We start from the raw sequence: 25,546 nt of genomic DNA on the forward strand, positions 1-25,546 counted from the left end.
ATACTTAGGAATAGTTGATTTACACAAAGGGGTTATAGGACATTGCATCATGACATACTAAAAGATTCCTTTCTTCCCAAAGAAGCTTTGGGCATCTTCATCATTGTTTTAATCAGTTTATTATCTAAAGGTTTAGGAACTCTCTTCCCTCTCATCGGGAGTTTGTTATTTGCGATTGTAATTGGAGTAATTCTTCAGAATACAACCAGGCTTCCTTCATCATTCGATTCAGGTATACAATTTACCCTGAAGACAGTATTGAAAGTGGCCATCGTATTTCTTGGTGTCGGCTTGAGCCTGTACGATATCCTTGATATTGGACAGAGAGCTTTATGGGTTATATTTCTTTCGGTTTCCATTGGTATTACTGTGACATATTTCATTGGCAAATGGCTTCGTATCGACAAACGGTTAAGCTTGTTAATAGGAATCGGTACAAGTATTTGCGGGGCAACGGCCATTTCAGCCGTAAAAGGAATTATCGGCGCGAAAGAAAATGAAACCGCCTATGCTTTATCGACGATTGTATTCTTTAATTTAATTGCTTTTATTACCTATCCTATCATTGGCTACCTCCTTCATATGTCCGAATTATCGTTTGGCATTTGGGCAGGAACCGCTGTACATGACACATCTTCAGCAATTGCTGTGGGATATGCATTTGGGGATGAAGCGGGAGAGGTTGCAACAACAGTAAAGCTTGCCCGTACATTATTCTTGATTCCCGTCATGTTTTGCTTACCTTTTATTTTGAGAAAGAAAAATGAAGGTGAACCTTCATACAATAAGGTATTCCCTTGGTTTGTTTTCTTATTTTTGGGGGTATCTTTACTTCATACATTTGGTTTAATTCCAGTAACCATCGAATCATACCTTGAGATTTCGTCAAAATTCATGATTATCATGGTAATGGCAGCGGTGGGTCTTCAAGTCAGAATAAAGGATATCACCCAATTAGGATTCAAACCCCTCCTTACTGGTTTCATTGCTTCTATTACATGCGCTGTCATCAGTTTATTCCTTATTCTATAACCAATCACTCTTACATGTGATTGGTTTTCTCATGAAAAAAAGAGCATCTAGTGAGATGCCCCCTGTACTGTTTTACCATCCCTTATGCGATAAATTCCTTTAAACTCTGAAGAAGAAAAAACTAGGAAGAGGCCGTCTTCCTAGTAAATGCTATTCTTCGTCTCCTTCTAAGAAGTCTGGATCTAACTCTTCAAATTCTTCATCATCTAAGTCACAATCCCAGTCTTCATCGTCACAACCTTCAGGATTTACAAGGACACATACTTTCGTTTCTCCTATAACTTCCACTAAGAATTCACGTTCGACGTGAACAATGATTTTGTTTCCATTTGGTGAAATAACCGCTTCGCAGCAATTCGGCTGTTGCAGTACTCGAGCACATACTTCAATATCATCTAAGCAATCAGGATCACGGTATTTCAGCTTAATGCAATCTGTATACTGTACTCTCTCTGTTACAACGGATGTCTTTGTGTTGTCACTGTGGGAGTACCATACGTTGATATCGTATGAACCGTGAATTTCAACCTTCTTGCCTACTTTGTGTGCTTCATACTGATGATTAATGATCCAGCAGCCTAAAATGCTCGATGGATTATGCGGCGGGCTAATCGTATGATGAGACTGTGTGAATTTACGTCCCTTCGCTACGACCGCTTTAGTAATAATCTCTCTATATTCTGCCATTCGAGCGAACCTCCTCATTCATTTTCAATTCATCTTATGCGACTATCTAGGTGTTTGTGCGAGTAAATTTAATTACATAATGGGATTGTTGCGAGATAATGTATTGTATGCGAATACCCATTGAATGTTCCGGAATGCACTTTCTCCCTCATAGAAAAAACGATGAACTCAACGAATACGAAAAAGGAAGCATTATCAAAAAGAGCATGCAAAAAAAACGATCTCTGCATGAAAGGGAAATTCCCTTAAGCAGAGATCGTTTTTTATAATGTCATTGTTTTTTCTATTAAGAACAGCTGCCAGGCGTTGAGTTTTTCACTTGTGATCCAGTTTCTCCACGAAGTAAGTCTCCCCCGGTGGTTTCGATGATATGATCTGTCACATTATTTGAAATAACGGACGCAACAATTTGAAGTAAATCATTTACATCTGTTTGTGACTCTTTGAATTGTTGTACTACTGGAATGGCATCGATTTCCTTTTCCAGGTTTTCGATTTTTGCTTCAACCATTTTTAGAGCTTCTATTTTTCCATAATGCTGAAAGTTCACAGCCTGTTTTTGTAAACTCTTAATACTTGCGATCATTTCTCGTACTTTTTGATTTTCATGAATCTGTGCCTCTGCTCGTTTAAAGAAATCCACTTCTTCTGTTTCAGCAATCATTGTTGCAAGCTCTTCCGCTCGTTTCATGATATCGTCTTTAGTATACTTTGCCATATTAATTCACCTCTACCGGTTCTTGAAATTCTGATCCAATTAGGCCTTCTTCGACCATTTCCCCATCCAGTGACCAAGATTTAGCATCTGTGATCTTAACTTTCACGATTTTTCCAATGGCTGTTTTAGGAGCCTTGAAGTTCACAAGCTTACTGCGTCGAGTATAACCGGCAAGAATGTCAGGATTTTTCTTACTCTCCCCGTCTACCAGCACCTCAACGATCTGTCCTTTATAGTTCTTCATCGCTTCAGCCGAGTACTCTTTCACAAGTGCATTTAATCGTTGAAGTCGCTCTTTTTTCACTTCCATCGGTACATTGTCATTCATCTTCGCCGCAGGGGTACCTTCCCTTGGAGAATAGATGTACGTGAAAGCAGATTCAAACCCGACTTCTCTGTATAGTGAAAGTGTTTCTTCAAACTGTTCGTTGGTCTCATTCGGATATCCAACGATGATGTCAGTTGTAAGAGCCACGTCTGGCATCGCTGTTTTTATTTTCCGTACTAATTCTAAGAATTGCTCCCTCGAATATTTACGGGCCATAATCTTCAGAACATCTGTCGAACCGGATTGAACCGGTAAATGAATATGCTCAACCAGATTCCCTTTTTTCGCAAGTACTTCGATTAAATGATCATCAAAATCTCTAGGGTGACTAGTCGTAAAACGAATACGTGGAATGTCCACTTTACGAAGGTCATCCATTAAATCACCTAGGCCATATTCAAGATCCTCAATATCTTTACCATATGCATTTACGTTCTGACCAAGAAGAGTGATCTCTTGGTAACCCTGGGCGGCCAGATGACGTACCTCGTGAATGATTTCTTCAGGACGGCGGCTCCGTTCCTTACCACGTGTGTATGGAACAATACAGTAGGTACAGAACTTGTCACAGCCGTACATGATGTTAACCCATGCTTTTATGTTGCCACGACGAACCTTCGGAAGGTTCTCTATGACGTCCCCTTCTTTAGACCAAACTTCTACGACCATCGCTTTAGACATATAAGCATCAGAAAGGATTTTAGGAAGGCGATGGATATTATGCGTTCCAAAAATCATATCAACTTGTTGATATGTTTTCAGGATTTTATTTACAACTGATTCTTCCTGGGACATACATCCGCAGACACCTATTAAAAGCTCTGGCTTTTCACGTTTTAGATGTTTCAAGTGTCCTAATTCGCCGAACACCTTATTCTCAGCATTTTCACGAATGGCACATGTATTTAAAAGGATAACATCTGCGTCATCTGTCGAATTCGTCGCTTCATAGCCTAGTGCCATGAAAATCCCTGCCATTACTTCCGTATCATGTTCATTCATTTGACAACCATACGTACGGATATAGAACTTCTTGCCTTCCCCGAGTCCCCTGTATTGATCATCAATCGTAAAATCGTTATGATATTTAATTTCTTCTTTCCCACGCTTTTTTGCATCTTTCAACGAAGGCGGGATATAGACACTTTCGAAGTATTTACTGTAATCCTTTACGGATTTTTGGTCCGATGGAGTAACAGACTTCGATTGTTGTCCATGTTTTCGTTGTTCTTCGTTCATGAAAAATCCCCTTTCTACCTCTAAAACCAAACCGCTTATCTTCTATAATAAGATCTAACAAGAGATACATTCTTGCACATTATAATAGTATAAAGGTTTTCTGGTCTACATACAATAGAGGCGCTTAAGTGTTGAAAAATGGATACATCTTTCTTTCAGCAGCCTTATAAGTCTAAATGGGTGCTTGTAACAATCGTCGATACTTATACATAGACTAATGTATCAGAAACTGACCAGGAGGAGATTACAATCAATGAGGAAAAAGTGGTTTACCCACTATATAACATTTCTAATCAAGAAAGCTTCTTTTTACTATCGGAGATTAATAACCTAAAACAGACTATAAAAAAGTTAAAAGACGGATACCTTTACGCTGAGAATGAACATTTAAGAGAAGAGATAAGTCATAAGAATCATGAATTAGAGCTTGCGTATGAACAAATTAAAGTAAATGATTTGCACGAAATAGAACTGTTGAAGGATAGAAACACATTAACAGAAGCTAATGAAAAAGTAGAATCCGAGTTAAAAAATGCAAACCAGATAATCATCAATAATGGGGCTCATATTCAAACACTTGAATCTGAAAAAAAAGAATTAGAGCAATCTCTTTTAAAAGAAAAATATAAATTCAATGAAGTTAGAAAACAGCTGGAGGAAATACAAGCAGAAAGAATTTCATTAAAAGAGTCTAATAATGTTTTACTACGCGAAATAGATACTTTACATTCTGGTTTAGTTGAAAGAGATAGGATGATCTATTCCTTTGAAAATGAAATAGCTATTAAGGATACTCATCTACAAGAATTAAACCAAGCACTCTCACAATCGGAAGAAACAAAAAAAGACCTCTTCCAGGAGTTATTGACAAAAGCCGAGAAATTAGAAGGGCTTTCAGTTGAAAGAGATCAATTAATGCTTCGATTTGAAGAATCCAAACAAAAATTAATGGAGTCTGAAAAAATGAAAGTGGATTATTTCGAAAAAATGATTGTAACCGTTCAACAGCAGATCGAGGAGAATGAATGGTGGCTGACAAATCAATTCGCTGACATTGATCGGTCATCTAAGAAGCAGGAAGAAAAAATGGACTCACTTGAATCTGTTATGAATGATTCATTTGAAAGAGTGCTAAGTAAAAAAGACAATATGTTGAACGAACTTGAAAAATTCGATTCCCAGCTTTCACATATTATCCAGCAGATGAACACACTTTATCAAACCGAGTCGTCTATATTCCACGGAATTGATTCTCTAAGAACAATGATCGATTCTAGTAAAACTCAAGACTTGAATAAACTTGTGACGACCAAAAAAGGCGTTTATAGAATTGAAGCAAGAGAAAGCACGCCTATAATCAGCGATAAAACAAGATAGAAAATTGCGATGCAAATACAACAAAGATAGAAAGGACTTCCAAATTGGAAGTCCTTTCTACAATCAGAATTACAATTACATGAATTCTTTCACTAATTCATCAAATTTACTTTCATCCAACCTTAAATCATGAGTGCTTAGAGGTTCATCAGAATAACCTGCTACAAGCTCTTGGTACGATGGCTGTTCTTTGTTTTGATAAATCAAACCAGTAACCAGTCCATCCTTTTCCATGAGCATATTCATTGCTTGTTCGCGATTTGATGGATCATAGTCTTCAAGATCTGAAAGCTTTGTCAGGTTCTCTTTAAACCAGTCGTACGTATTAATCTTGTTATATGTTACGCAAGGACTAAATACGTTGATCAATGAGAAGCCTTTATGATTAAGGCCTGCTTCAATTATCGCCGTCAGCTCTTTCAAGTCAGAAGAGAAGCTTTGGGCAACGAATGTTGCACCGGCTGTCAATGCCATTTCCATAGGTGCCAGTGCCGGTTCGATACTTCCCTGAGGCGTAGACTTTGTCTTAAAACCAGATGATGAGCGGGGTGAAGTTTGGCCCTTTGTCAGCCCATAAATCTGGTTATCCATAACGATGTAAGTGACATCAACATTGCGACGGATAGCATGGATCGTATGGCCAAGTCCGATGGCAAATCCATCTCCATCCCCACCTGAAGCGATAACGGTTAAGTCCTTATTCGCCATTTTTAATCCTTGAGCGATAGGAAGGGAACGCCCATGAATGCCATGAAAACCGTATGAGTTAATGTAACCTGAAATACGTCCGGAACAACCGATTCCGGAAACGACAGCTAATTGTTCAGGGTCCAGTCCCACATTCGCCGATGCCCGTTGAATCGCTGCTTGTACAGAGAAGTCGCCACACCCAGGACACCAGTTGGGTTTAACATTATTTCTGAAATCTTTAAAGGTAGCCATGGATCAGATCAACTCCTTACATCTAGAATGAATTTCATTTGGTAAATATGGTGTTCCATCATACTTTGTCATTTTCGTGATTTTATTCCCATACCCTACATTCATTTTTATTATATTTGCCAGTTGTCCAGTAGCATTATGTTCAATCACGACCACTTTCTTCGCTGATTGCATAAGTGGTTCCAGTTCATCTGCCGGGAACGGATGGATTAAGCGAACATGCGCGTGGTTCACTTTCAGCCCATCGGCATCAAGTCGTTCCATTGCTTCTTCAATTACTCCACGCGTCGAGTTAAAACCAATTAATAGTAAATCGGCTTCTTCATGTGGTGCATGAGTGTGGATTGGATTAGTAAAGCGGATACTTTCCACCTTTCGCATACGTTTATCCATCTGCGCCTGCCTGTTTACTGGGGATTCAGAAGGCTTCCCTGTTTCATCATGTTCTACTCCTGTTACATGATGAATCCCATTCTTCATTCCAGGAATGACACGTGGTGATACCCCATCTTCAGTCACTTCAAAACGTTTAAAGTATTTTTTCGGTTCTAATTCATTTAGTTCTGATTCATTTCCAACAAGCTTTCCTCTACGAATTTCCACTTTGCTGTAATCAAGAGGTTCAACAGTTTGTTTCCCTAATGAAAGTTGGAGATCTGAAAGAATGATGACTGGACATTGATACTCTTCGGCCAAGTTAAATGCCTCGACTGTGTCATAGAATGCTTCCTGTACTGTACTTGGAGCCAGGACGATTTTTGGAATCTCACCGTGCGTACCATAAATCATGGCCATTAAATCAGACTGCTCCTGTTTTGTTGGAAGTCCTGTGGACGGCCCTCCACGTTGAGTATCTACTACAACTAATGGCTGTTCAGTCATTCCAGATAAACCGATTGCTTCCATCATAAGTGAAAGACCTGGTCCGGCCGATGCAGTAAATGAACGGATTCCTCCGTAGTTAGCTCCGATTGCCATCGTTGCGGCTGCAATTTCATCCTCTGTTTGAATAACGGTTCCTCCAACCATCGGGAGCTTTTTAATAAGGTATTCCATAATTTCAGAGGCTGGAGTGATTGGGTATGCGGCCATTAAACGAACGCCACCTGCTAGTGCGCCAAGAGCAATTGCGTCATTTCCGATCATAAACATACGTTTATTCCCGTCAGCTTCTTTCAGCTGTAAGGAACCAACATTGCTTCCAAGTTCTTCTTTCATCGTTTGGAATCCCTGTTTAACCGCTTCCATGTTTTTCTCTACTACCGTTTCACCTTTACGGCCGAAGATTTCTTCCACAACTTCCTTAAAAACTTCTGGATCAAGATTAAGAACGGCACATGTGGCACCTACCGCTACCATGTTCTTCATTAATGACGTTCCAAGTTCCGTGGCTAACTGAGTGAATGGAATGATATAGAGAGAAGCATCTGTATCTTCAGGCTTCTCAGGCTTAAACTTCGCATCAGCTATAATGACACCATTGCTATGTAATTCTTTATAATTCACATCAATCGTTTCTTGGTCAAATGCAACTAAAATATCTAAGTCATCAGCAATCGCACGCACTTGTGTAGTGCTTACCCGAATTTTGTTATTTGTATGGCCTCCCTTAATACGAGAGGAGAAATGACGGTAACCGTATAAGTAATATCCAAGGCGATTGAGAGCCATAGAAAAGATTTCACCCGTACTCTCTATTCCTTCACCTTGCTGGCCACCAACTTTCCATGAAAGTTGTTCCTTCATTTATTACACCCCTTCAATCAATTTTTTGTAACATCTATTAGAGAAGCACATTCTCTTCATTTCGTTCAAACAATCTATTATTACATAGGATTGTTGCAACTTGCGTTCACTCTATCAGTTTATCACTTTTCTATTTAATTCACTACTGTATTGAAGAAATTATGAATGTAAACACGTTCATACTAGCCAAAAAAAACCACTAAAGGTTATACCTTTAATGGCTGGTTTAATGATCAATCTGGTAATCTGACAAAAAAGTTTTCATATAAGAATTTCTTCACTTGCTTTTCACTATAGTATCGTTGAAGCGTATTGATTAAGTTATCATATTGTTCGAATGAGGATAATCCTTGTACCGTTTCAGATATACCATCAAAATCGGATCCAAAGCCAATATGACTCTCACCACCCAAACTGCATATATGCTCGATATGTCTTATCACATCTGAAATTATCGCTGATCCTTTTTTATTTAAAAAAGGAGGAACAAAAGTGATTCCCATGACACTATCTCTTTTTATCAGCGCTTCAATTTGATCGTTTTTTAAATTACGGGGGTTGGGACATATAGAATAAGCGTTTGAGTGAGAAGCAATCGGGTGATCAGCCATTTCGATTGTATCCCAGAATGCTTTCTCGCATAGATGGGAGACATCCGTCCAAAGTCTTTTCTCGTTTAAGAATGATACTAGCTCACGTCCAAAATTGGTTAATCCCCCACCCCTCGGCTCCAGTGCACCATCCGCTGCAGCATTGGCCCAATTCCACGTCAATCCTACAGAACGTACCCCAAGCCGGTAAAGAATTTCAAGCTTCGTGATGTCCTCTTCTATAGCCTCAGCACCTTCCAGTGTCAGCATCGCACCAATTTCATCATCGGCCAGTCTTTCTACTTCCTGCTTTGAAGTCACAAATTTAAGTTTTGGGTTGGGTTTTAAAATTTCATTATGAAACAAGTTGACCATTTCTAACGCAGCTTGGAATCTTTGACCAGGTTTCAAGTATGAAGGAATGTAGATCGCAAACAATTGTACCTTACTTCTGCTTTCAAGAAGCTGGGGGTAGGTAATATGCAATGTATGTTTGGATTGAAATGCTCCCTTCCCTGGTTCCAGGTATAACTTCATTAACACATCACAGTGTGCATCAAATAACATAATACTTCATCCTTTCAGGGCATCTATCTTATATGTATTTCGATTAATAGTATAAAGGCTGTCCACTAAAGAATCCTCTTTAATGAACAGCCTATTGATTATTATCTTGGTTCTACGATTAACTTTATCGCCGTACGTTCTTCTCCATCAATCAAAATATCTGTAAATGCCGGGATACATATTAAATCTAAACCACTAGGAGCCACAAAGCCTCTGGCAATGGCTACTGCTTTAACTGCTTGATTTAAAGCTCCTGCACCAATTGCTTGAATCTCAGCTCCTCCTCTCTCACGAAGAACACCGGCGAGTGCACCAGCTACAGAATTAGGATTAGATTTTGCTGAAACTTTTAATATTTCCATTCCTTTTCCTCCTTGTCATTTCCCCCATACCGTATGTCCGTGGTAAAGAACAAACTTGGTATAAATGATTCCACTGATACTATATTCAGGAAATGGACAAATCATTCCGGTAACACCGAAAAAAGGAAAGAAAACATTTAATATTCTGCCATAAATGGATGGTCTTCGTTGATTAAAATACGATCGATTTTTTTCGCTTTACCAGTTCTTTGATCAACTTCAATTAAACAGGCACTCAAAATTTTGCGTCCTGTCTTCGGGACTTCAAAACGAACTGGTAAACTAGTCTGGAATCTCTTGAGAACAGAATCCTTGCTCATTCCCAATACTTCATCATATGGTCCCGTCATACCGACATCGCACATAAATGCGGTTCCATTAGGAAGGATGCGATTATCTGCCGTTTGAACATGTGTATGGGTTCCTATTACGGCAGACACACGGCCATCTAAAAACCAGCCAACCGCCTGCTTTTCACTTGTTGCTTCTGCGTGAAAGTCTACGAAGATAATGGACGTTCTTTTCTTTGCTTCGTATACGAGTTCATCAAGTGCCTTAAACGGATCATCAAGGGGAGGCATAAAGGTTCTTCCTTGAGCATTGATGACGGCAACTTCTTTTCCGTACACTTCAGCGAACACTAGACCGCTTCCCGGTGTCCCTTCCGGGAAATTCGCCGGTCTAACCATTTGTTTAGATGAGTCGATAAAATTGAAGATATCTTTATTATCCCATGTATGATTTCCTAAGGTCACCATATTGGCGCCATCCTGTAAGAATTGTTTATAAATCTTCTCCGTTATCCCTCTGCCTGATGCAGCATTCTCCCCATTAACGATCGTAAAATCCGGTGAATGCTTCTTCTTTAACTTCGGCAGGTATTCTGTGATCATTTCCCGGCCCATTGAACCGACAACGTCTCCAACAAATAATATTTTCATGAAAAATCCCTTCTCTATATGTATTGAGTCCTGTAGTTATTGTATCACAAAATCCTTTGGGTCTATTCATCAATGAGGGTTCTCCCGAATGATTCCATGGCACTGATGGGAGAAATGATAAAAAAAGCTGACTCAAAAAGGGGATATCCCTTTTCGAGTCAACCTCTTATTTAGCGTATTCGACAGCCCTTGTTTCACGGATGACCGTTACTTTAATATGGCCTGGATAATCAAGTTCATCTTCGATTCGTTTACGGATATCTCTAGCCAAACGGTGAGATTCCAAATCGTCAATGGCTTCCGGTCTTACCATAATACGTACTTCACGTCCCGCTTGAATGGCAAAGGATTTCTCAACGCCTTCATAAGACTCTGAGATTTCTTCCAGCTTCTCCAATCGACGGATATAGTTCTCTAACGTCTCGCTTCTTGCTCCGGGTCTTGCAGCAGATAAAGCATCAGCTGCAGCTACCAGAACAGCAATGATTGACGTAGGCTCTGTATCTCCGTGGTGTGAAGCAATACTGTTAATGACCACAGGGTGTTCTTTATACTTCGTTGCAAGTTCTACACCAATTTCTACGTGACTTCCTTCTACTTCATGGTCAATCGCTTTTCCGATATCGTGAAGTAATCCGGCACGTTTAGCGAGTCTTTCGTCTTCACCAAGCTCAGCTGCCAGTAGTCCAGAAAGATACGCCACTTCCATTGAGTGTTTTAAAACGTTTTGACCATAACTAGTACGATACTTCAAACGTCCCAGGATTTTAATTAAATCCGGGTGAAGTCCGTGAACGCCAACTTCAAACGTTGTTTGTTCACCAATTTCACGAATGTATTCGTCCACTTCACGTCGAGATTTATCTACCATCTCTTCAATTCGTGCAGGGTGGATACGTCCATCCTGTACTAATTTCTCTAATGCAATTCGAGCCGTTTCTCTACGAATCGGATCAAAACCAGAAAGAATAACTGCTTCAGGAGTATCATCAATAATCAGATCAATTCCTGTTAAAGTTTCCAGCGTACGAATGTTACGTCCTTCTCGCCCAATAATTCGACCTTTCATCTCATCATTCGGTAGGTTCACAACACTAACCGTTGTTTCAGCCACATGTTCTGCAGCACAACGTTGTATAGCCAGTGAAAGGACTTCTTTCGCTTTCTTATCTGCCTCTTCTTTCGCACGTGTTTCATGCTCTCTGACCATAATGGCGATATCATGGGAGAGTTCATTCTCAACGCGGTCAAGAATAATTCCTTTCGCTTCGTCACGAGTCAAGCTCGAGATACGTTCTAGCTCAGTTTGCTGTGATCGTACCATCTCGTCCACTTTGCTTTCCATCTCTTCAATATGTTGTTGTCTCTCGTTAAGAGTTCCCTCTTTTCTTTCAAGTAAAGCTTCACGCTTATCAAGCGTTTCATCTTTCCGATCGAGGTTTTCCTCTTTTTGCATCAAACGATTTTCTTGTTTTTGCAATTCATTTCTTCGTTCACGAAGGTCATTTTCCATTTCAGTGCGAAGTTTATGATTTTCATCCTTTGCTTCCAAAAGTGCTTCTTTCTTCAGAGCATCTGCCTCGCGCTTCGCATCTTCTAAAATCTGCTCCGCTGAACCTTTAGCACCAGCAATCTTTGCTTCAGCAATGGACTTACGAATTAGGTATCCAACAACTACACCGACGATTAGGCCAAGCAAAATGAAGATGATTGTAATAGGTTGCATTATTTCACCTCCTCTTGCTATGAACTGTCATCATGTCTTTTACATGTCGGCTTGTACATTGCTCACTAGAACAAAATATACAGCGCTAGGCTTTCAAATATTCATTCGAAAAATTTGTAAAATATACATGTTAATTTTAAATCTCTGAAAATTTATTGTCAAGGGGTAGAGCCCTCTATCACTAGATTTCTCAAGGGATTTTTTCCAATCGACATGAATTGACACTGTCGCTCTGGGGTTATGAATGATTTTCAAGCAAAACCATCTTTTTCAATTTTTTTGTTTGGTTGTAAGTACTACTCCAAAAACCTGGATTCGCATTGGTTCATTAATACCAATCAAAAATAGTCTTTGTGAAAAGGGATAGTCACTATTTTCTACAAATAAGTTGTTTGACATACATAATAAAGAGAAGCAAACCAAAGTGGCTGCTTCTCTTATTTGTGGATCAGTCCTCTAAAAGACTTAATTCACTTTGATCATCCGTTTCGGCACGACCTGTGTCCAAACCGTAATGTTCACGGATTTTCAACATGATTTCACTGCGGATCTCAGGATTTTCTTTAAGGAAAATCTTCGCGTTCTCGCGACCTTGACCCAGACGCTCTTCGTTATAAGAGTACCAGGCACCACTCTTTTGAACAATGTCCAGCTCAGACCCAAGATCGACGATTTCACCTTCTTTAGAAATCCCCTCTCCGTACATGATATCTACTTCAGCTACACGGAATGGTGGAGCTACTTTATTTTTAACGACTTTGATCTTCGTTTTATTCCCTACCATTTCATTCCCTTGCTTAAGTGTTTCAGCGCGACGGACTTCTAAACGTACAGATGAATAGAATTTCAGTGCGCGTCCACCAGGAGTCGTCTCAGGATTTCCAAACATGACTCCAACCTTTTCACGAATTTGGTTAATGAAAATCGCGATGGTTTTCGATTTGTTAATTGCACCTGAAAGCTTACGAAGAGCCTGTGACATTAAACGGGCTTGAAGACCTACGTGAGCATCTCCCATCTCTCCTTCAATTTCTGCTTTCGGTACAAGCGCCGCAACCGAGTCAATAACGATTGCGTCTACCGCTCCACTACGTACTAAAGCTTCAGCAATTTCCAGTGCCTGCTCACCTGTATCCGGTTGAGAAAGTAATAATTCATCTATGTTTACCCCAAGCTTTTGAGCATATTCAGGATCAAGTGCGTGCTCTGCATCGATAAATGCAGCCTGACCGCCTTGAGCTTGAACTTCTGCAATGGCATGAAGTGCTACTGTTGTTTTACCAGACGATTCCGGACCATATACCTCTATAATTCTTCCTCGAGGATATCCGCCAACTCCCAAAGCTGCGTCCAACGCTAATGAACCACTTGGGCATGTTACTACTTTTCTATCAGTTTGCTCCCCCAGTTTCATTATAGAGCCTTTACCAAACTGTTTTTCTATTTGTTTTAACGCCATATCTAAGGCTGCTTTACGATCGCTCACAAATCTTCCTCCTTTGAATATATAACTTGAGATAGACAACTTATCAGCTTGTCTCAAATCCAACCTATCTATACTATAAACGTTTTTTTAATAGAAAACAAGAAAAAAATCGAACATTCATTCGGTTTTTTTCAAGGGTCTATTCAATTGAATTGAGAGTGATTTCACTAGAGTAATTGAAGGTGAATGGAGGTGGTCGGTATATGTTAAGCTTTGATATCCTATCCCGGGATATCAAAACTTTTCTCCACCCATAAAAAAACTGCCTTCCCTATGCTTGAAGACAGCCTGTCTTGCACCTAACTCAATTCCTTGATCAAATAATGCCACCCGTATTTCGCCGTTCTCTTTCGATTAGCATTCCTTCCACCGCCGAGATTTAATAGAAACGCTTTAGTTGGTTGATCTTTTATAGACAATCCAATCCACACGGTTCCTGCAGGCTGACCTTCGTGTGGTCCCGGGCCGGCTACTCCTGTAAAGCTGATTCCAATATCTGATGAGAATAGCGCCCTTACATTTTCAGCAAGTTCACGTGCACACTGTTCACTTACTGTTGTATGTTCGTTCAATGTACTCTCTTTCACGGATAAAATCGTCGTCTTAACTTCATCCTGGTAACAAACCACCCCTCCATTCAGGATAGAGGAAGCTCCAGGTAACGATGCTAATTGAGCTTGAAAGAGTCCACCGGTTAAGCTTTCTGCACAGGATAAGGTGAGACCTTTCTCTTTTAGCAACTTGAATCCTACCTCAACGAGAGAATCCTGATTATAGCCGTAGAAGTAATCTCCTGCAATAACCATAATTTTTTTTTCTACTGTATCCAAAAGGGAGGTGGCAATATCCTTTGACTCGTGCTTCGCCGTCAACCTCAGGGTCACTTCCCCATCGGCCGCCAATGGCGCGATGGTCGGATTGGTTTGTTTGTCAATCAAGTCTTCCAGTTCTGTTTCCAACTGAGCTTCCCCAATGCCGAAAAAGCGCAGTACCCGGGAATGGATGATTTCTCTCTTCTTTAATAAAGTAAAAATCGCTTGCTTGCCGTATTTACTAAACATAGGTTTCATTTCAGATGGGGGACCGGGTAAAAGCATGTATGCTTTACCATCCTTTTTCAATAACATGCCAGGAGCCATACCGTGTTCGTTCTTCAATACTCTGGAACCCGCTAAAATGAGAGCCTGCTTTTCATTGTTGGGGGTCATCTCCCGATTTACTTTGTTAAAGTAGCTTTTTATTGATTCCAACGCATCTTCGTCCATGGTCAATGTTGTACCTAATGACTTCGCTATTGTTTCTTTCGTTAAATCATCCTTCGTCGGTCCAAGTCCACCCGTGAAAATTAACAGGTCTGCTCTTTCTTGAGCTACTGTAATCGCATGATGCAACCGCTCTGGGTTGTCTCCCACACTAGTGTGGTAATAGACATTCACACCCATTTCAGCTAGTTGCTCTGATATGTATTGAGCATTAGAATTGACGATTTGACCTAATAGTAGTTCAGATCCGACCGCTATGATTTCTGCATTCATCCTTATTCCCCCTGTTGGTGATGTGAAGAAGGGAATGATTCTAGTTGAATCATTCCCCTTGTTAAAACGCCTTATTTCGAATTTACAAATGCTTTTTTGTTATGTTTGAAATAATCCCAGCCTGACCAAATAGTAAAGAACATGGCTACCCATAGGGCAATGGTCGCAAATGGGAGGTTGATCAGTTCAAAAATGGCATTATGCAGAAGCAATGCTGAAATAGCGATAATCTGTGCCCATGTTTTGATTTTCCCTAGTTGGCCCGCAGCAACCACTTCCCCTTCACCGGCTAATACAAGGCGAAGGCCGGTTACAGCAAACTCCCGGCTGATAATGATAATAACAATCCATGAAGGAGCAAGACCGAGCTCAACAAGCACAATCAAGGCAGCGGATACAAGCAATTTGTCCGCTAATGGATCTAAGAATTTCCCAAGGTTAGTCACAAGGTCAAGCTTTCGGGCATAATAACCGTCGATCCAATCAGTTGTTGCTGCAATAATGAATATTAAAGCTCCTACAAAATGTTTGACTGGCATTTCTGCCCCAAGAAACATCATGTCACCCCAATTTAATGGAGCAAGCATAATGATTAAAAACAATGGAATTAAAAATATCCTTGAAACTGTAATCTTATTAGGTAAGTTCACCTTTCTACCTCCAATACTTAAAAAACACGTTCTACCTATAGTATGTAAGAAAAAGGAGTTATTAAAACTCCCTCCATCTTAATTATTGTGTTGCTTGCGGTTCATAGTTAATGACAATATCCTGCCTTACAACATCAGTGGCTGATACTTTATACTCAAGCTGTTTGCCGTTTACCAAAATGTCTGTGTTCGCAGCATTTCCAATTACAAGATAAGCAAGTTTATCCGATGAAAAATCAAAGTCCTTTTTATTTCCCTCTTTTAGTAAACCTTCGAACAATAATTCATCCTTGGTGTTATAAACCCCAATCCATGTATCGCCCTTAGCCGATAATTGCAACTTGAATTCATCAGCATTTTTAAGGTCATAGGTTGTTTTCTTACCAGCTGTATTAACTGCCTCCAGAGATTGTTCAGGCTTTTGCTCTTGTTCTTCATCAGCTTTTTCATCATCTGAAGGTTTGCTTTCTTCTTTATCTTCGGTTTCTTCTTCAGGCTTATCGCCTTCAGCGGTTTTATTTTCATCTACCGCTACTTGCTCTTGATTTTCAGACCCTTGTGTTTCCGGAGCTTTATCTCCTACTTTCCCTTGCCAAAACACCCATACTGCAATCAACGCACCAATGACGAATAATGCTATAAGGAGCTTAGGAAGGAAGTCAAACACCTTGGTAGAGCTTTCTGAAACAGACTTTCTCGATTGGACCCTGGAAAGTGAAACCGGTATTTCATCTTCATAAGTTGTCGGAATTTCATCTTTATGCTCCTCAAAAATCACTTCAGGAGGAAGACCGACCGCTTCACAATACTGTTTAATAAATGCACGCACATAGAACTTCCCAGGCATCGCATCATACGAGCCTTCTTCGATTCCAATCAAATAGCGTTTTTGAATCTTTGTTATCTTTTGCAAATCATCGAGGCTATAACCTTTAGATTCACGAGCTTCCTTTAAACGATTTCCTAATTCCGTCACCACTTAACACCTTCCAATATTAAAAATCAAAACCTCCAAAATCGGAATTTTGAAATAGATTATTTTGTTCTACTAGTTCGTATGTAATTTCTTCATCAGGATCGTTTCTAAGTTCAATGATATAATCAAAATCTTCAAGTGAATATTCAGAGTTTTGAACGAATACATCAGGATGTTCAATTACTTTCACTGCTGGTAATCTCATGATTTCCCTTACAAGCTGCCAGTGCTTCTCACTTGCACGGCGTGTTGAAACGATACCGTCGATAATAAATAAATTCTCGGATGAGTACTCGTCTTCAATCAGCTTACTTCTTATTGTTTGCTTCAATAATGTAGAGGAGACAAAGAGCCATTTCTTATTTGCACATACACTTGATGCCACGATGGATTCGGTCTTCCCTACCCGGGGCATCCCTCTGATCCCAACAAGCTTATGTCCCTCTTGCTTAAATAGCTCAGCCATAAAGTCTACTAATAAACCCAGTTCATCACGAACAAACCGAAACGTTTTCTTGTCATCGGCATCACGCTGAATATAACGGCCGTGACGAACGGCAAGACGATCCCTTAATTTCGGTTCTCTGAGCTTTGTCACATTAATTGTATCCATCGTTTGTAAAATGGACTCTAACCTTGTGATCTGTTCATCATTATTCGCAAGAAGAAGCATTCCCCTTCTTCCTTCATCTACTCCATTTATCGTCACTATATTTATAGAAAGCATTCCTAATAATGAGGAAATATCACCTAAGAGGCCAGGACGATTTTTTTGAATTTCATATTCTAAATACCATTCTTTGCGTTCCATTGGTTACCTCCTGAAAGATCCGTGACATTTCAATTCGATAAAAATTGACATAATTCGAAAAATCTTTTAAACATCTAGGTATTATAATAAATGATTTTCCGGTAATAGAAAAGCAAAACCTACATAAATATGTACAATTTCTCATTTTATGCCTTATAAGCTGATTATAGTTATGATGTATAAGTCTTCACGCGAAAAAATGACTCCAAGTGATTTTTTTGAAAGAGTATATATAAGAAAAAGGAGAGGAAAAATCCCTCTCCTTAACGAGTACCATTGTTATTTACAAGTTTAACCATCATGTTCGCAATGGCATGTTGTTCTTCAGGAGAAGCGACAGACCATAAATCCGCTAACACTTTTTCCTGATCGTTCTTAGCTTCGACTTGATTCGCTAAGTAGTCACCAATTTGGTAAGCTAAATCAGATACCGTTTCATTTTCCATCCCACCATGTTGAGCTTGGTGAAGACGATCGCCTAAGAAGTTTTTCCAATCAGACCAATTATCTAATACAGACATGTGTCATGACCTCCTTTATTGAAATACAACCTTAGTTTGTATCCCGGAAAGAAAATTATGCGCCCTAATCTTATGACTGAAAAAACTTTTTAAGTATGCCAACCACCATTGATGGAAAGTGTTTGACCTGTAATATAGGAAGCTTTAGGTGAAATAAGAAACTGGATTGAGTCAGCGATTTCTTCCGCTTGGGCGAGACGTCCCATTGGTATCTCTTCGGTCAGCGCTTTTAAATCTCCTTCAGAAAAAATGCTCATCATTGATGTATCGACGGCTCCTGGAGCAATTGCATTAATCCTTACCCCACTTAAGGCAAGCTCTTTACTTAATGATTTCACAAATGCCAATTGAGCACCCTTTACGGTTGAATATATAACCTCACAGGCTCCACCTATTTGTCCCCAAATGGAACTTATCATTACAATATTCCCCTTACGCTCAATAAGCTTAGGCAATAATTTTTGAACGAGAAGCAAAGGACTTTTCACATGCACGTTAATCATATAGTCCATCTCTTCTTCAGTCTGATCTTGAAACATCCCCCAGTTTGAATTTCCGCTGCAATAAATAATTGCATCAAGTTGAAAGATATTGTCTACAACATTCCCCACTTCTTCTGGGAGGGCAAGATTTGCTCGAATGGGGGTTGCCTCAACCCCATACTTTTCAATTTTATGTAGTAATTCTTTCATAGCTTCTTCATTCGAATAGTAATGTAAATATAAATTCCATCCCTCTTCTGCCAAGCTTAATGCCGTACTGCTTCCAATTCCCCCTGAAGCCCCCGTTATTAAAGCATATTTCATCTATTTCCACCTCAATGTCCACATAAAGAGAGGAACTACCCTAAAGCAGCTCCCTCCGATATTATGATTTTGGTACTACCTGACACACGGTAAAGCGCTCTTCACTGATAATGGTACTTGCAACGGTTTGAATATCATCATACTTCAATGATTCAAGTGTAGGTACAACTTCAAATAGATCCATTTCATTAAAAGCATAGCGTGTGAATTGATTTGCAATAAACTCTGGAGAATTAATGGCACGTAAAAACGCACCAATTTTCTTTTTCTTTGTTCTTTCTAATCCTTCTTCTGTAAAGAGTGATTCTTTCTTGGCTTTAAGTAACAGCGATTGTACCTTCTCGGCCAACTCATCCGGCTTTTCCGTATCCCCTCCGACGGTTAAGAACCCAAAGCCATTTTCTTGTGTATAGTCATAGTGGAATGTCTCATCGATCAATCCATCATTGTATAAGTCAGAATAATACGTTGAGCTTTTCCCAAATAACATATCCAGGAAAACGTTCATCGAAAGCTCTTGTCTAAGCATTTCCTTGCCTTGCTGATGCGGTTCAGGTGCTTTAAGACCTACCAGGCACTTAGGGCTTTGCACATTCATCTTAAGGACCTGCTTCTTCTCAGCAACCGTTTCTGGTTCATCATCAAATCTCCGCTTGATCTCAGGCATTTTTTCATAATCCTTCTTTTCTTGATTCGAACGAATTTGTTTCATGATTTGATCCGGGTCTACAGATCCCACTACAAAGAGAAGCATGTTGCTTGGATGGTAGAATGTGTTGTAGCACTGATACAACATGTCCTTCGTGATTGGTGTGATGGAATCAATCGTTCCTGCAATATCAATCTTCACAGGGTGATTTTTGTACATATTCTGGATCACACCAAAGTATAATCGCCAGTCAGGGTTATCATCATACATTGTGATTTCCTGTCCTATGATGCCTTTTTCTTTTTCGACTGTCTTTTCTGTAAAATATGGGTCTTGAACAAAATCTATAAGCGTTTCTAGATTTCGTTCTACATTGGTAGTACTTGAAAATAGATAGGCGGTTCGTGTAAATGATGTGAACGCATTAGCCGACGCTCCCTGGCGGCTGAATTGCTGGAATACATCACCGTCTTCCTTTTCAAACAATTTATGCTCCAAGAAGTGGGCGATTCCATCTGGTACCTTAACGAATTCTTCTTCGTTCAGAGGGACAAAATGATTGTCAATGCTTCCGTACTTCGTCGTAAACGTGGCATATGTCTTATTGAACCCTTTTTTCGGGAGTATATAGACGTCCAATCCATTTGACATTTTTTCATAATATAAGTTTTCCTGTAGTTGATCGAAGGAAATTTTCTTCATCTTTATCCCTCCATTCCTGTTAAAAAGTAGATGGTATCAAGCTCAACTTTATTTGCTGCTTTCACGATGTCTTCTTTCGTCGTCTTCTCTATTTCATCAAGCCAGTGTTTTAAATCTATTTCTTCATGGGCGACTGCATTATGATAGAGGACCTCAACCAAACCACGGGACGTATCAATGGTTTCAAGCAGTTGATTGCGGATGACCGCTTTCGTTTGTTCGATTTCACCATCCGTAAAGTCTCCATCCTTCATGGCTTGCAGCTGATCATTGATGATTCCGACTGCTTGATCATATTTCTCAAATTCTATTCCGGACATAACCATCAATAATCCTTTATGACTTTCCAGTCTACTTGCTGCATAGTAGGCTAAGCTCGCTTTTTCTCTCACATTTATGAACAATTTAGAATGAGAAAATCCACCGAATATGCCATTGAACACTTGGAGGGCAAAGTAATCATCATCGCCATATTGTGTATGAGTCCGGTATCCCATATTAAGCTTACCCTGCTTCACATCCTGCTTTTCTTTCACGACGTTTTCCCTTTCTTTTTGTTCCACTTCCGATGAATCGACTTCAAGAGGGGTACGTTCGTTTAATTGGAGGAGTTGATCACACAGAGTTTCAACTTCTGCAACATCTACATCGCCGATGACATAAAGATCAAATTGATCTTCATTCATGACTTTTTGATAATACTCATACAAACTCTTGGCCGTTATGGACTCTACTTCTTCACTAATTCCATTAACATGTAGGGCAAATCGCTCCCCCTTACACATTTCTTCTACAAGCCGTGAATTAGCATAGCGCATTTTATCGTCATAAACTGCCTGTATTCTTACCTTCTGGTTTCGTTTTTCTTTCTCGACTGTTTTCTGATCGAATTCGTTATTTTCAATATGTGGATTTTGAAGGACATCTGCTAAAAATTCTAATCCTTTTTGAAGTAAAGGATCTGAGTCCCTTAAAAATTTTTCGTTGGCGATTTCCACGGACATGCTGACCACGTGGTATTCACCTTTTTTACCTAAATCCGTAAAAAAGTTAGCACCATATAATTCATCCAGGTAGGACCTTAATTCCGTTGTACTCGGATAGGTCTTTGTACTGCTTTGCATCACATGAGGGAGTAATCCGCGTAAGGTCACTGTTTCTTGATCTAAAGGAGCTTTCATTTTCAAAATCAGACTGTTGGTTTTAAACTTATCCGTTTGAACGATATGTAGCGTGTACCCTTGTTTCTTTTTTACTATTTCATTTATGGCTGTCATCGTACCGTCCTCCTTAGTTCCACACTTCCGTCATTTTTGAAATCAATAAAAGATATAAACACCCTTATTGTGCGGTATTTATGTATAACTATACATGTACTGAGATGTTGATTTCAAGCATCTTCCTCTATTGGAAAAATACCCATAGAGTAAACTATTATATGTATGGAAAATATTCAATATGTCTCATTCTTTTGTTTCACCAAAAAAGGTACCTCGAATGCCGAGATACCTTTTTCGTGTATTGCTCATGAAAATTAACGATTTCCTTTGATGTATGGTGTGCCAAGCGCTTTTGGCGCATCTGCACGGCCGATGAAGCCGGTAAGTGCAAGGATTGTTAACACGTAAGGAGCGATTAACAGATATACACTTGGAATGTTCTCAAATAATGGAATGCTCGATCCGATGATACTTAAACTTTGAGCGAATCCAAAGAATAATGCTGCACCCATGGCACCTAATGGATGCCACTTACCGAAGATCAAAGCGGCTAAGGCCATGAAACCTTGTCCACTGATCGTGGCGTGACTAAAATCTGAAGAAATCGATTGAGCATATACTCCCCCGCCAATTCCTGCAAAAGCCCCAGAAATGATGACACCGATATAGCGCATTTTCGTAACGTTGATTCCCATTGTGTCTGCTGCCATTGGATGCTCACCGACTGAACGAAGTCTCAGCCCGAATGGTGTCTTAAACATAATGAACCAAACAATGATGGATACTAGAATGGCTACAAATGGTGGCCAGTATGTGTTAGAGAAGAAAATATTTCCAATCACCGGAATTTTATTCAGTAATGGCACATCCACTTTCCCGAATCCTTCAGAAATAATATCAGTTTGACCTTTCCCGTAAATACGTTTCACTAAGAAAAGGGTTAATCCAATAGCAAGCAGGTTGATTGCCACACCTGATACTACTTGATCAGCTCTAAAGGTGATAGAAGCAACTGCATGTAAGACAGCTAGTAACGCTCCCATTGCCATGGCTATAAGCAGTGCTACCCAAGGAGTTGCATCACCGAATACATCTGCGAAAGCAAGGTTGAAAACGATACTTGCGAAAGCGCCTATGACCATTAAACCTTCAAGTCCAATATTAACGACACCAGAACGTTCAGAGAATGCTCCGCCCAAAGCAGTGAAAATAAGTGGTGATGCCCACAATAATGTTGATGGAATAAGGATTGTCAAGATATCAATAAAGCCCACTTACTTCACCCCCTTTTTACTAAATCGTTGAATTAGATAACGAATCATATAACCAGATGCTACAAAGAAAATAATAAGGGCAATAATAATGTCTACTAGTTCATTTGGAATACCTGCTTCAAGAGGCATATTCAATGCACCGACTTTTAGCCCTCCAAATAATAGTGCTGCGAACACAACACCAATGGCAACATTTCCTCCCAATAGAGCTACAGCAATCCCGTCGAATCCGACCCCTGTAAATCCTCCTTTAATAGAAGCATAACCAAATGTCCCTAAGCCTTCCATAGCACCAGCCAGTCCAGCAAACGCTCCTGAGATGACCATGGAAAGAATAATGTTTCCGTTTACGTTCATCCCGGCATATTGAGAAGCGTGCTGGTTAAAACCAACAGAACGCAGTTCATATCCACGTGTTGTTTTCTCTAATAGGAACCACATGATGAATACACAAAGAAGGGCAATGAAAACTCCCCAATGCAGGCGAGAGTAATCCGTTAAGCTTTCGAAGAACGGAGACTTAAGTGATGCCGTTTCAGCGATATAATCCGTACGATCTTTACGCTCAGTTAGGACATCACGGATAATCGCATTGGTGACGTGAAGAGCAATATAGTTCATCATGATTGTTACAATTACTTCGTGCACACGAAATCTTGCTTTAAGCAACCCAGGAATAAAGCCCCATAACGCTCCAGCTAGTGCTGCTGCAATGATGGCAAGGGGCAAATGAATGATTTTTGGTAACTCATCGAAAGCAACCCCCACCCATACAGCAGCAAGCCAGCCTACAATCAATTGTCCTTCGACCCCGATATTGAATAAACCGGTTCTAAAGGCAAAGGCCACAGCCAATCCCGCTAAAATGTACGGTGTAACTTGACGTACCGTTTCCCCTACATAGTAGATTTCGCCGAAAATACCTTGCCATAATGCAGAATATCCGGCAATCGGATCATACCCGCTTACAAGCATGATAATGGTTCCGACAATAATACCCAAAAGGACTGAAATAATCGGGATTAATATATTTGTTAATCGATTAGACATGTTTGTTTTCCCCCGTTTCCTTCCTCTTTGATCCAGCCATCAGCAGTCCAAGCTCTTGTTCGGTCGTTTCTTTCGGATTCACAATCGCTACGATTTGGCCTTCATAAATAACGGCGATACGATCACTTACATTCATGATTTCATCTAGTTCAAATGAAAGTAATAGCACGGCTTTCCCGTTATCCCGCTGCTCGATCAGACGTTTGTGGATGAACTCAATGGCCCCTACATCCAAACCACGAGTCGGTTGAGCTGCAATCAACAAGTCCGGGTCACGATCGACTTCCCTGCCGATAATCGCCTTTTGTTGATTACCACCGGACAATGCCCGGGCAAGAGTATATTCCGAAGGTGTTCTTACATCAAACTCTGAGATTAGCTTTCTCGCTTGATTGTAGATGTTTTTATAGCTTAATATCCCTTTATTTGAATAAGGCTTTTTGTAATAGGTTTGTAGAACCATATTTTCACCTATTGGAAAATCTAATACTAATCCGTGCTTGTGACGATCCTGAGGAATATGACCTACACCTGTTTCGTATATCTTACGCGGCTTCATATTGACTATATCTTTTCCATTCAGCTTAATCGAGCCACCATCGGTTTTGTGTAACCCTGTAATGGCTTCTATCAGTTCACTTTGCCCGTTGCCGTCGACCCCTGCAATACCCAGTATTTCCCCGGCCTTCACTTCAAGGTTCAATCCTTTTACTACTGGTACATTCCGATGATCTTTCACGTTTAAATCACGTATCTCAAGTACATTGCCTGCAGGATTTGCTTCTATTTTCTCAGTTTTGAAGGTTACTTCACGCCCTACCATCAGACTCGCAAGATGGTTCGGGTCAGTCTCTGATACTTTCACTGTCCCAATCCCTTTACCTTTTCTGATAACGGTTACATTATCACACACTTCCATAATCTCTTTAAGCTTATGGGTGATAAGAATAATAGATTTACCTTCTTGAATGAGAGTTTTCATAATTTGAATAAGTTCTTTGATTTCTTGAGGGGTCAGTACCGCCGTTGGCTCATCAAAGATCAAAATTTCCGCCCCGCGATAAAGTGTTTTCAAGATTTCCACACGCTGCTGCATACCTACTGAAATTTCAGAAATTTTAGCCGTCGGATCCACTTTTAAACCATATCTTTCTGATATTTCCAAAATATCCTTCTCTGCCTTTTTAATATCCACCGTTGCACCGGACTTAGGCTCTCTTCCGAGAATAATGTTTTCTGTTACTGTAAAAGTATCCACAAGCATAAAATGCTGATGGACCATTCCGATTCCCAAGTCGTTGGCGATATTGGGATTGGTGATGTTTACTTTCTGACCCTTTACACGAATTTCTCCTTGCTCAGGTTGGTAAAGTCCAAATAATACATTCATCAGTGTGGACTTACCTGCTCCATTTTCACCAAGAAGCGCATGAATTTCACCTTTTTTGAGCTGGAGGGTAATATTATCGTTTGCTACGATGCCTGGAAACTCTTTACGAATATTCAGCATCTCAATTACATAATCCATTGCTATTCACTCCTTGCGTAGGCTAGGGATATTTATCTAGTAGTTAGAGGTCAGACCTTAACTTGCTAGAAAAAAAGGGTTTC

At 39.9% G+C, this 25,546-nt stretch carries 23 protein-coding genes; 2 read left to right on the forward strand and 21 right to left on the reverse strand.

Features of this window, described 5'->3' with window-relative positions; all coding sequences use genetic code 11:
* Positions 1-42: 42 nt before the first annotated feature.
* The gene (locus tag ACFQWC_RS07260) at positions 43-1,032 is read left to right on the forward strand and encodes a YeiH family protein (protein WP_299741009.1); all 990 of its coding nucleotides are present in this window, start codon (positions 43-45) and stop codon (positions 1,030-1,032) included.
* Positions 1,033-1,182: 150 nt separating this feature from the next.
* Here ACFQWC_RS07260 and ACFQWC_RS07265 read toward each other — a convergent pair whose 3' ends face one another.
* From ACFQWC_RS07265 to miaB, 3 genes are all read right to left on the reverse strand, one after another.
* Complete coding sequence (locus ACFQWC_RS07265; protein WP_113968133.1) at positions 1,183-1,719, reverse strand: outer spore coat protein CotE; 537 nt, start codon at positions 1,717-1,719, stop codon at positions 1,183-1,185.
* A 286-nt stretch (positions 1,720-2,005) separates the two neighbouring features.
* On the reverse strand, positions 2,006-2,437 hold the full coding sequence (locus ACFQWC_RS07270; RefSeq protein ID WP_044337324.1) for a YlbF/YmcA family competence regulator: 432 nt from the start codon (positions 2,435-2,437) through the stop codon (positions 2,006-2,008).
* A gap of 1 nt (position 2,438) precedes the next feature.
* Entirely contained in the window at positions 2,439-4,004 is a 1,566-nt protein-coding gene (gene miaB, locus ACFQWC_RS07275) for a tRNA (N6-isopentenyl adenosine(37)-C2)-methylthiotransferase MiaB (RefSeq protein WP_377106733.1), read from the reverse strand.
* A 264-nt stretch (positions 4,005-4,268) separates the two neighbouring features.
* Here miaB and ACFQWC_RS07280 point away from each other — a divergent pair, with 264 nt between their 5' ends.
* A complete protein-coding gene (locus ACFQWC_RS07280; RefSeq protein ID WP_377106735.1) occupies positions 4,269-5,381 on the forward strand; it encodes a coiled-coil domain-containing protein in 1,113 nt (370 codons plus the stop codon).
* Positions 5,382-5,456: 75 nt separating this feature from the next.
* Here the strand turns inward: ACFQWC_RS07280 and ACFQWC_RS07285 are convergent, their stop codons facing one another.
* The 18 genes from ACFQWC_RS07285 to ACFQWC_RS07370 all read right to left on the reverse strand — a co-directional run bounded on the left by ACFQWC_RS07285 (position 5,457) and on the right by ACFQWC_RS07370 (position 25,463).
* Positions 5,457-6,323 carry a 2-oxoacid:ferredoxin oxidoreductase subunit beta gene (locus tag ACFQWC_RS07285; RefSeq protein WP_299741003.1) on the reverse strand — a complete coding sequence of 289 codons (867 nt, stop codon included), beginning with the start codon at positions 6,321-6,323 and terminating at the stop codon, positions 5,457-5,459.
* Positions 6,324-6,326: 3 nt separating this feature from the next.
* Complete coding sequence (locus ACFQWC_RS07290) at positions 6,327-8,069, reverse strand: 2-oxoacid:acceptor oxidoreductase subunit alpha (RefSeq protein ID WP_377106737.1); 1,743 nt, start codon at positions 8,067-8,069, stop codon at positions 6,327-6,329.
* 233 nt (positions 8,070-8,302) lie between these two features.
* On the reverse strand, positions 8,303-9,226 hold the full coding sequence (locus ACFQWC_RS07295) for a dipeptidase (RefSeq protein WP_377106739.1): 924 nt from the start codon (positions 9,224-9,226) through the stop codon (positions 8,303-8,305).
* A 101-nt stretch (positions 9,227-9,327) separates the two neighbouring features.
* On the reverse strand, positions 9,328-9,588 hold the full coding sequence (gene spoVS, locus ACFQWC_RS07300) for a stage V sporulation protein SpoVS (protein ID WP_034760060.1): 261 nt from the start codon (positions 9,586-9,588) through the stop codon (positions 9,328-9,330).
* A 137-nt stretch (positions 9,589-9,725) separates the two neighbouring features.
* Positions 9,726-10,529 carry a TIGR00282 family metallophosphoesterase gene (locus ACFQWC_RS07305; protein WP_299740994.1) on the reverse strand — a complete coding sequence of 268 codons (804 nt, stop codon included), beginning with the start codon at positions 10,527-10,529 and terminating at the stop codon, positions 9,726-9,728.
* Between the two features lie 166 nt (positions 10,530-10,695).
* Positions 10,696-12,255, reverse strand: a complete 1,560-nt coding sequence (gene rny, locus ACFQWC_RS07310) for a ribonuclease Y (protein WP_377106742.1) — start codon at positions 12,253-12,255, stop codon at positions 10,696-10,698.
* 448 nt (positions 12,256-12,703) lie between these two features.
* Complete coding sequence (gene recA / locus ACFQWC_RS07315) at positions 12,704-13,741, reverse strand: recombinase RecA (RefSeq protein ID WP_044337332.1); 1,038 nt, start codon at positions 13,739-13,741, stop codon at positions 12,704-12,706.
* 299 nt (positions 13,742-14,040) lie between these two features.
* Positions 14,041-15,276, reverse strand: coding sequence for a competence/damage-inducible protein A (locus ACFQWC_RS07320; RefSeq protein ID WP_299740990.1), 1,236 nt, complete (start codon positions 15,274-15,276; stop codon positions 14,041-14,043).
* 71 nt (positions 15,277-15,347) lie between these two features.
* Positions 15,348-15,926: a CDP-diacylglycerol--glycerol-3-phosphate 3-phosphatidyltransferase gene (pgsA, locus tag ACFQWC_RS07325; protein ID WP_149155565.1), complete on the reverse strand. Its 579-nt coding sequence runs from the start codon at positions 15,924-15,926 to the stop codon at positions 15,348-15,350.
* Positions 15,927-16,008: 82 nt separating this feature from the next.
* Positions 16,009-16,905 (reverse strand): helix-turn-helix domain-containing protein, encoded by an 897-nt coding sequence (locus ACFQWC_RS07330; protein ID WP_299740986.1) that lies wholly within the window; start codon positions 16,903-16,905, stop codon positions 16,009-16,011.
* A gap of 16 nt (positions 16,906-16,921) precedes the next feature.
* Positions 16,922-17,713 carry a DUF3388 domain-containing protein gene (locus ACFQWC_RS07335; protein WP_113968160.1) on the reverse strand — a complete coding sequence of 264 codons (792 nt, stop codon included), beginning with the start codon at positions 17,711-17,713 and terminating at the stop codon, positions 16,922-16,924.
* 263 nt (positions 17,714-17,976) lie between these two features.
* Positions 17,977-18,234 (reverse strand): DUF3243 domain-containing protein, encoded by a 258-nt coding sequence (locus ACFQWC_RS07340; protein ID WP_044337337.1) that lies wholly within the window; start codon positions 18,232-18,234, stop codon positions 17,977-17,979.
* An 89-nt stretch (positions 18,235-18,323) separates the two neighbouring features.
* Positions 18,324-19,040 (reverse strand): elongation factor P 5-aminopentanone reductase, encoded by a 717-nt coding sequence (gene ymfI / locus ACFQWC_RS07345; protein WP_299740980.1) that lies wholly within the window; start codon positions 19,038-19,040, stop codon positions 18,324-18,326.
* A gap of 61 nt (positions 19,041-19,101) precedes the next feature.
* Complete coding sequence (yfmH, locus tag ACFQWC_RS07350; RefSeq protein ID WP_299740978.1) at positions 19,102-20,391, reverse strand: EF-P 5-aminopentanol modification-associated protein YfmH; 1,290 nt, start codon at positions 20,389-20,391, stop codon at positions 19,102-19,104.
* 2 nt (positions 20,392-20,393) lie between these two features.
* Entirely contained in the window at positions 20,394-21,668 is a 1,275-nt protein-coding gene (gene yfmF / locus ACFQWC_RS07355; protein ID WP_299740976.1) for an EF-P 5-aminopentanol modification-associated protein YfmF, read from the reverse strand.
* Positions 21,669-21,925: 257 nt separating this feature from the next.
* Entirely contained in the window at positions 21,926-22,885 is a 960-nt protein-coding gene (locus ACFQWC_RS07360; protein ID WP_299740974.1) for an ABC transporter permease, read from the reverse strand.
* Positions 22,886-23,935: an ABC transporter permease gene (locus tag ACFQWC_RS07365; protein WP_299740972.1), complete on the reverse strand. Its 1,050-nt coding sequence runs from the start codon at positions 23,933-23,935 to the stop codon at positions 22,886-22,888.
* On the reverse strand, positions 23,928-25,463 hold the full coding sequence (locus tag ACFQWC_RS07370) for an ABC transporter ATP-binding protein (protein WP_377106748.1): 1,536 nt from the start codon (positions 25,461-25,463) through the stop codon (positions 23,928-23,930). Before ACFQWC_RS07370 ends, ACFQWC_RS07365 begins: the two co-directional genes overlap by 8 nt.
* Positions 25,464-25,546: the final 83 nt, after the last annotated feature.

This window comes from Rossellomorea sp. GCM10028870 (assembly GCF_042666755.1).
Classification (GTDB): domain Bacteria; phylum Bacillota; class Bacilli; order Bacillales; family Bacillaceae_B; genus Rossellomorea.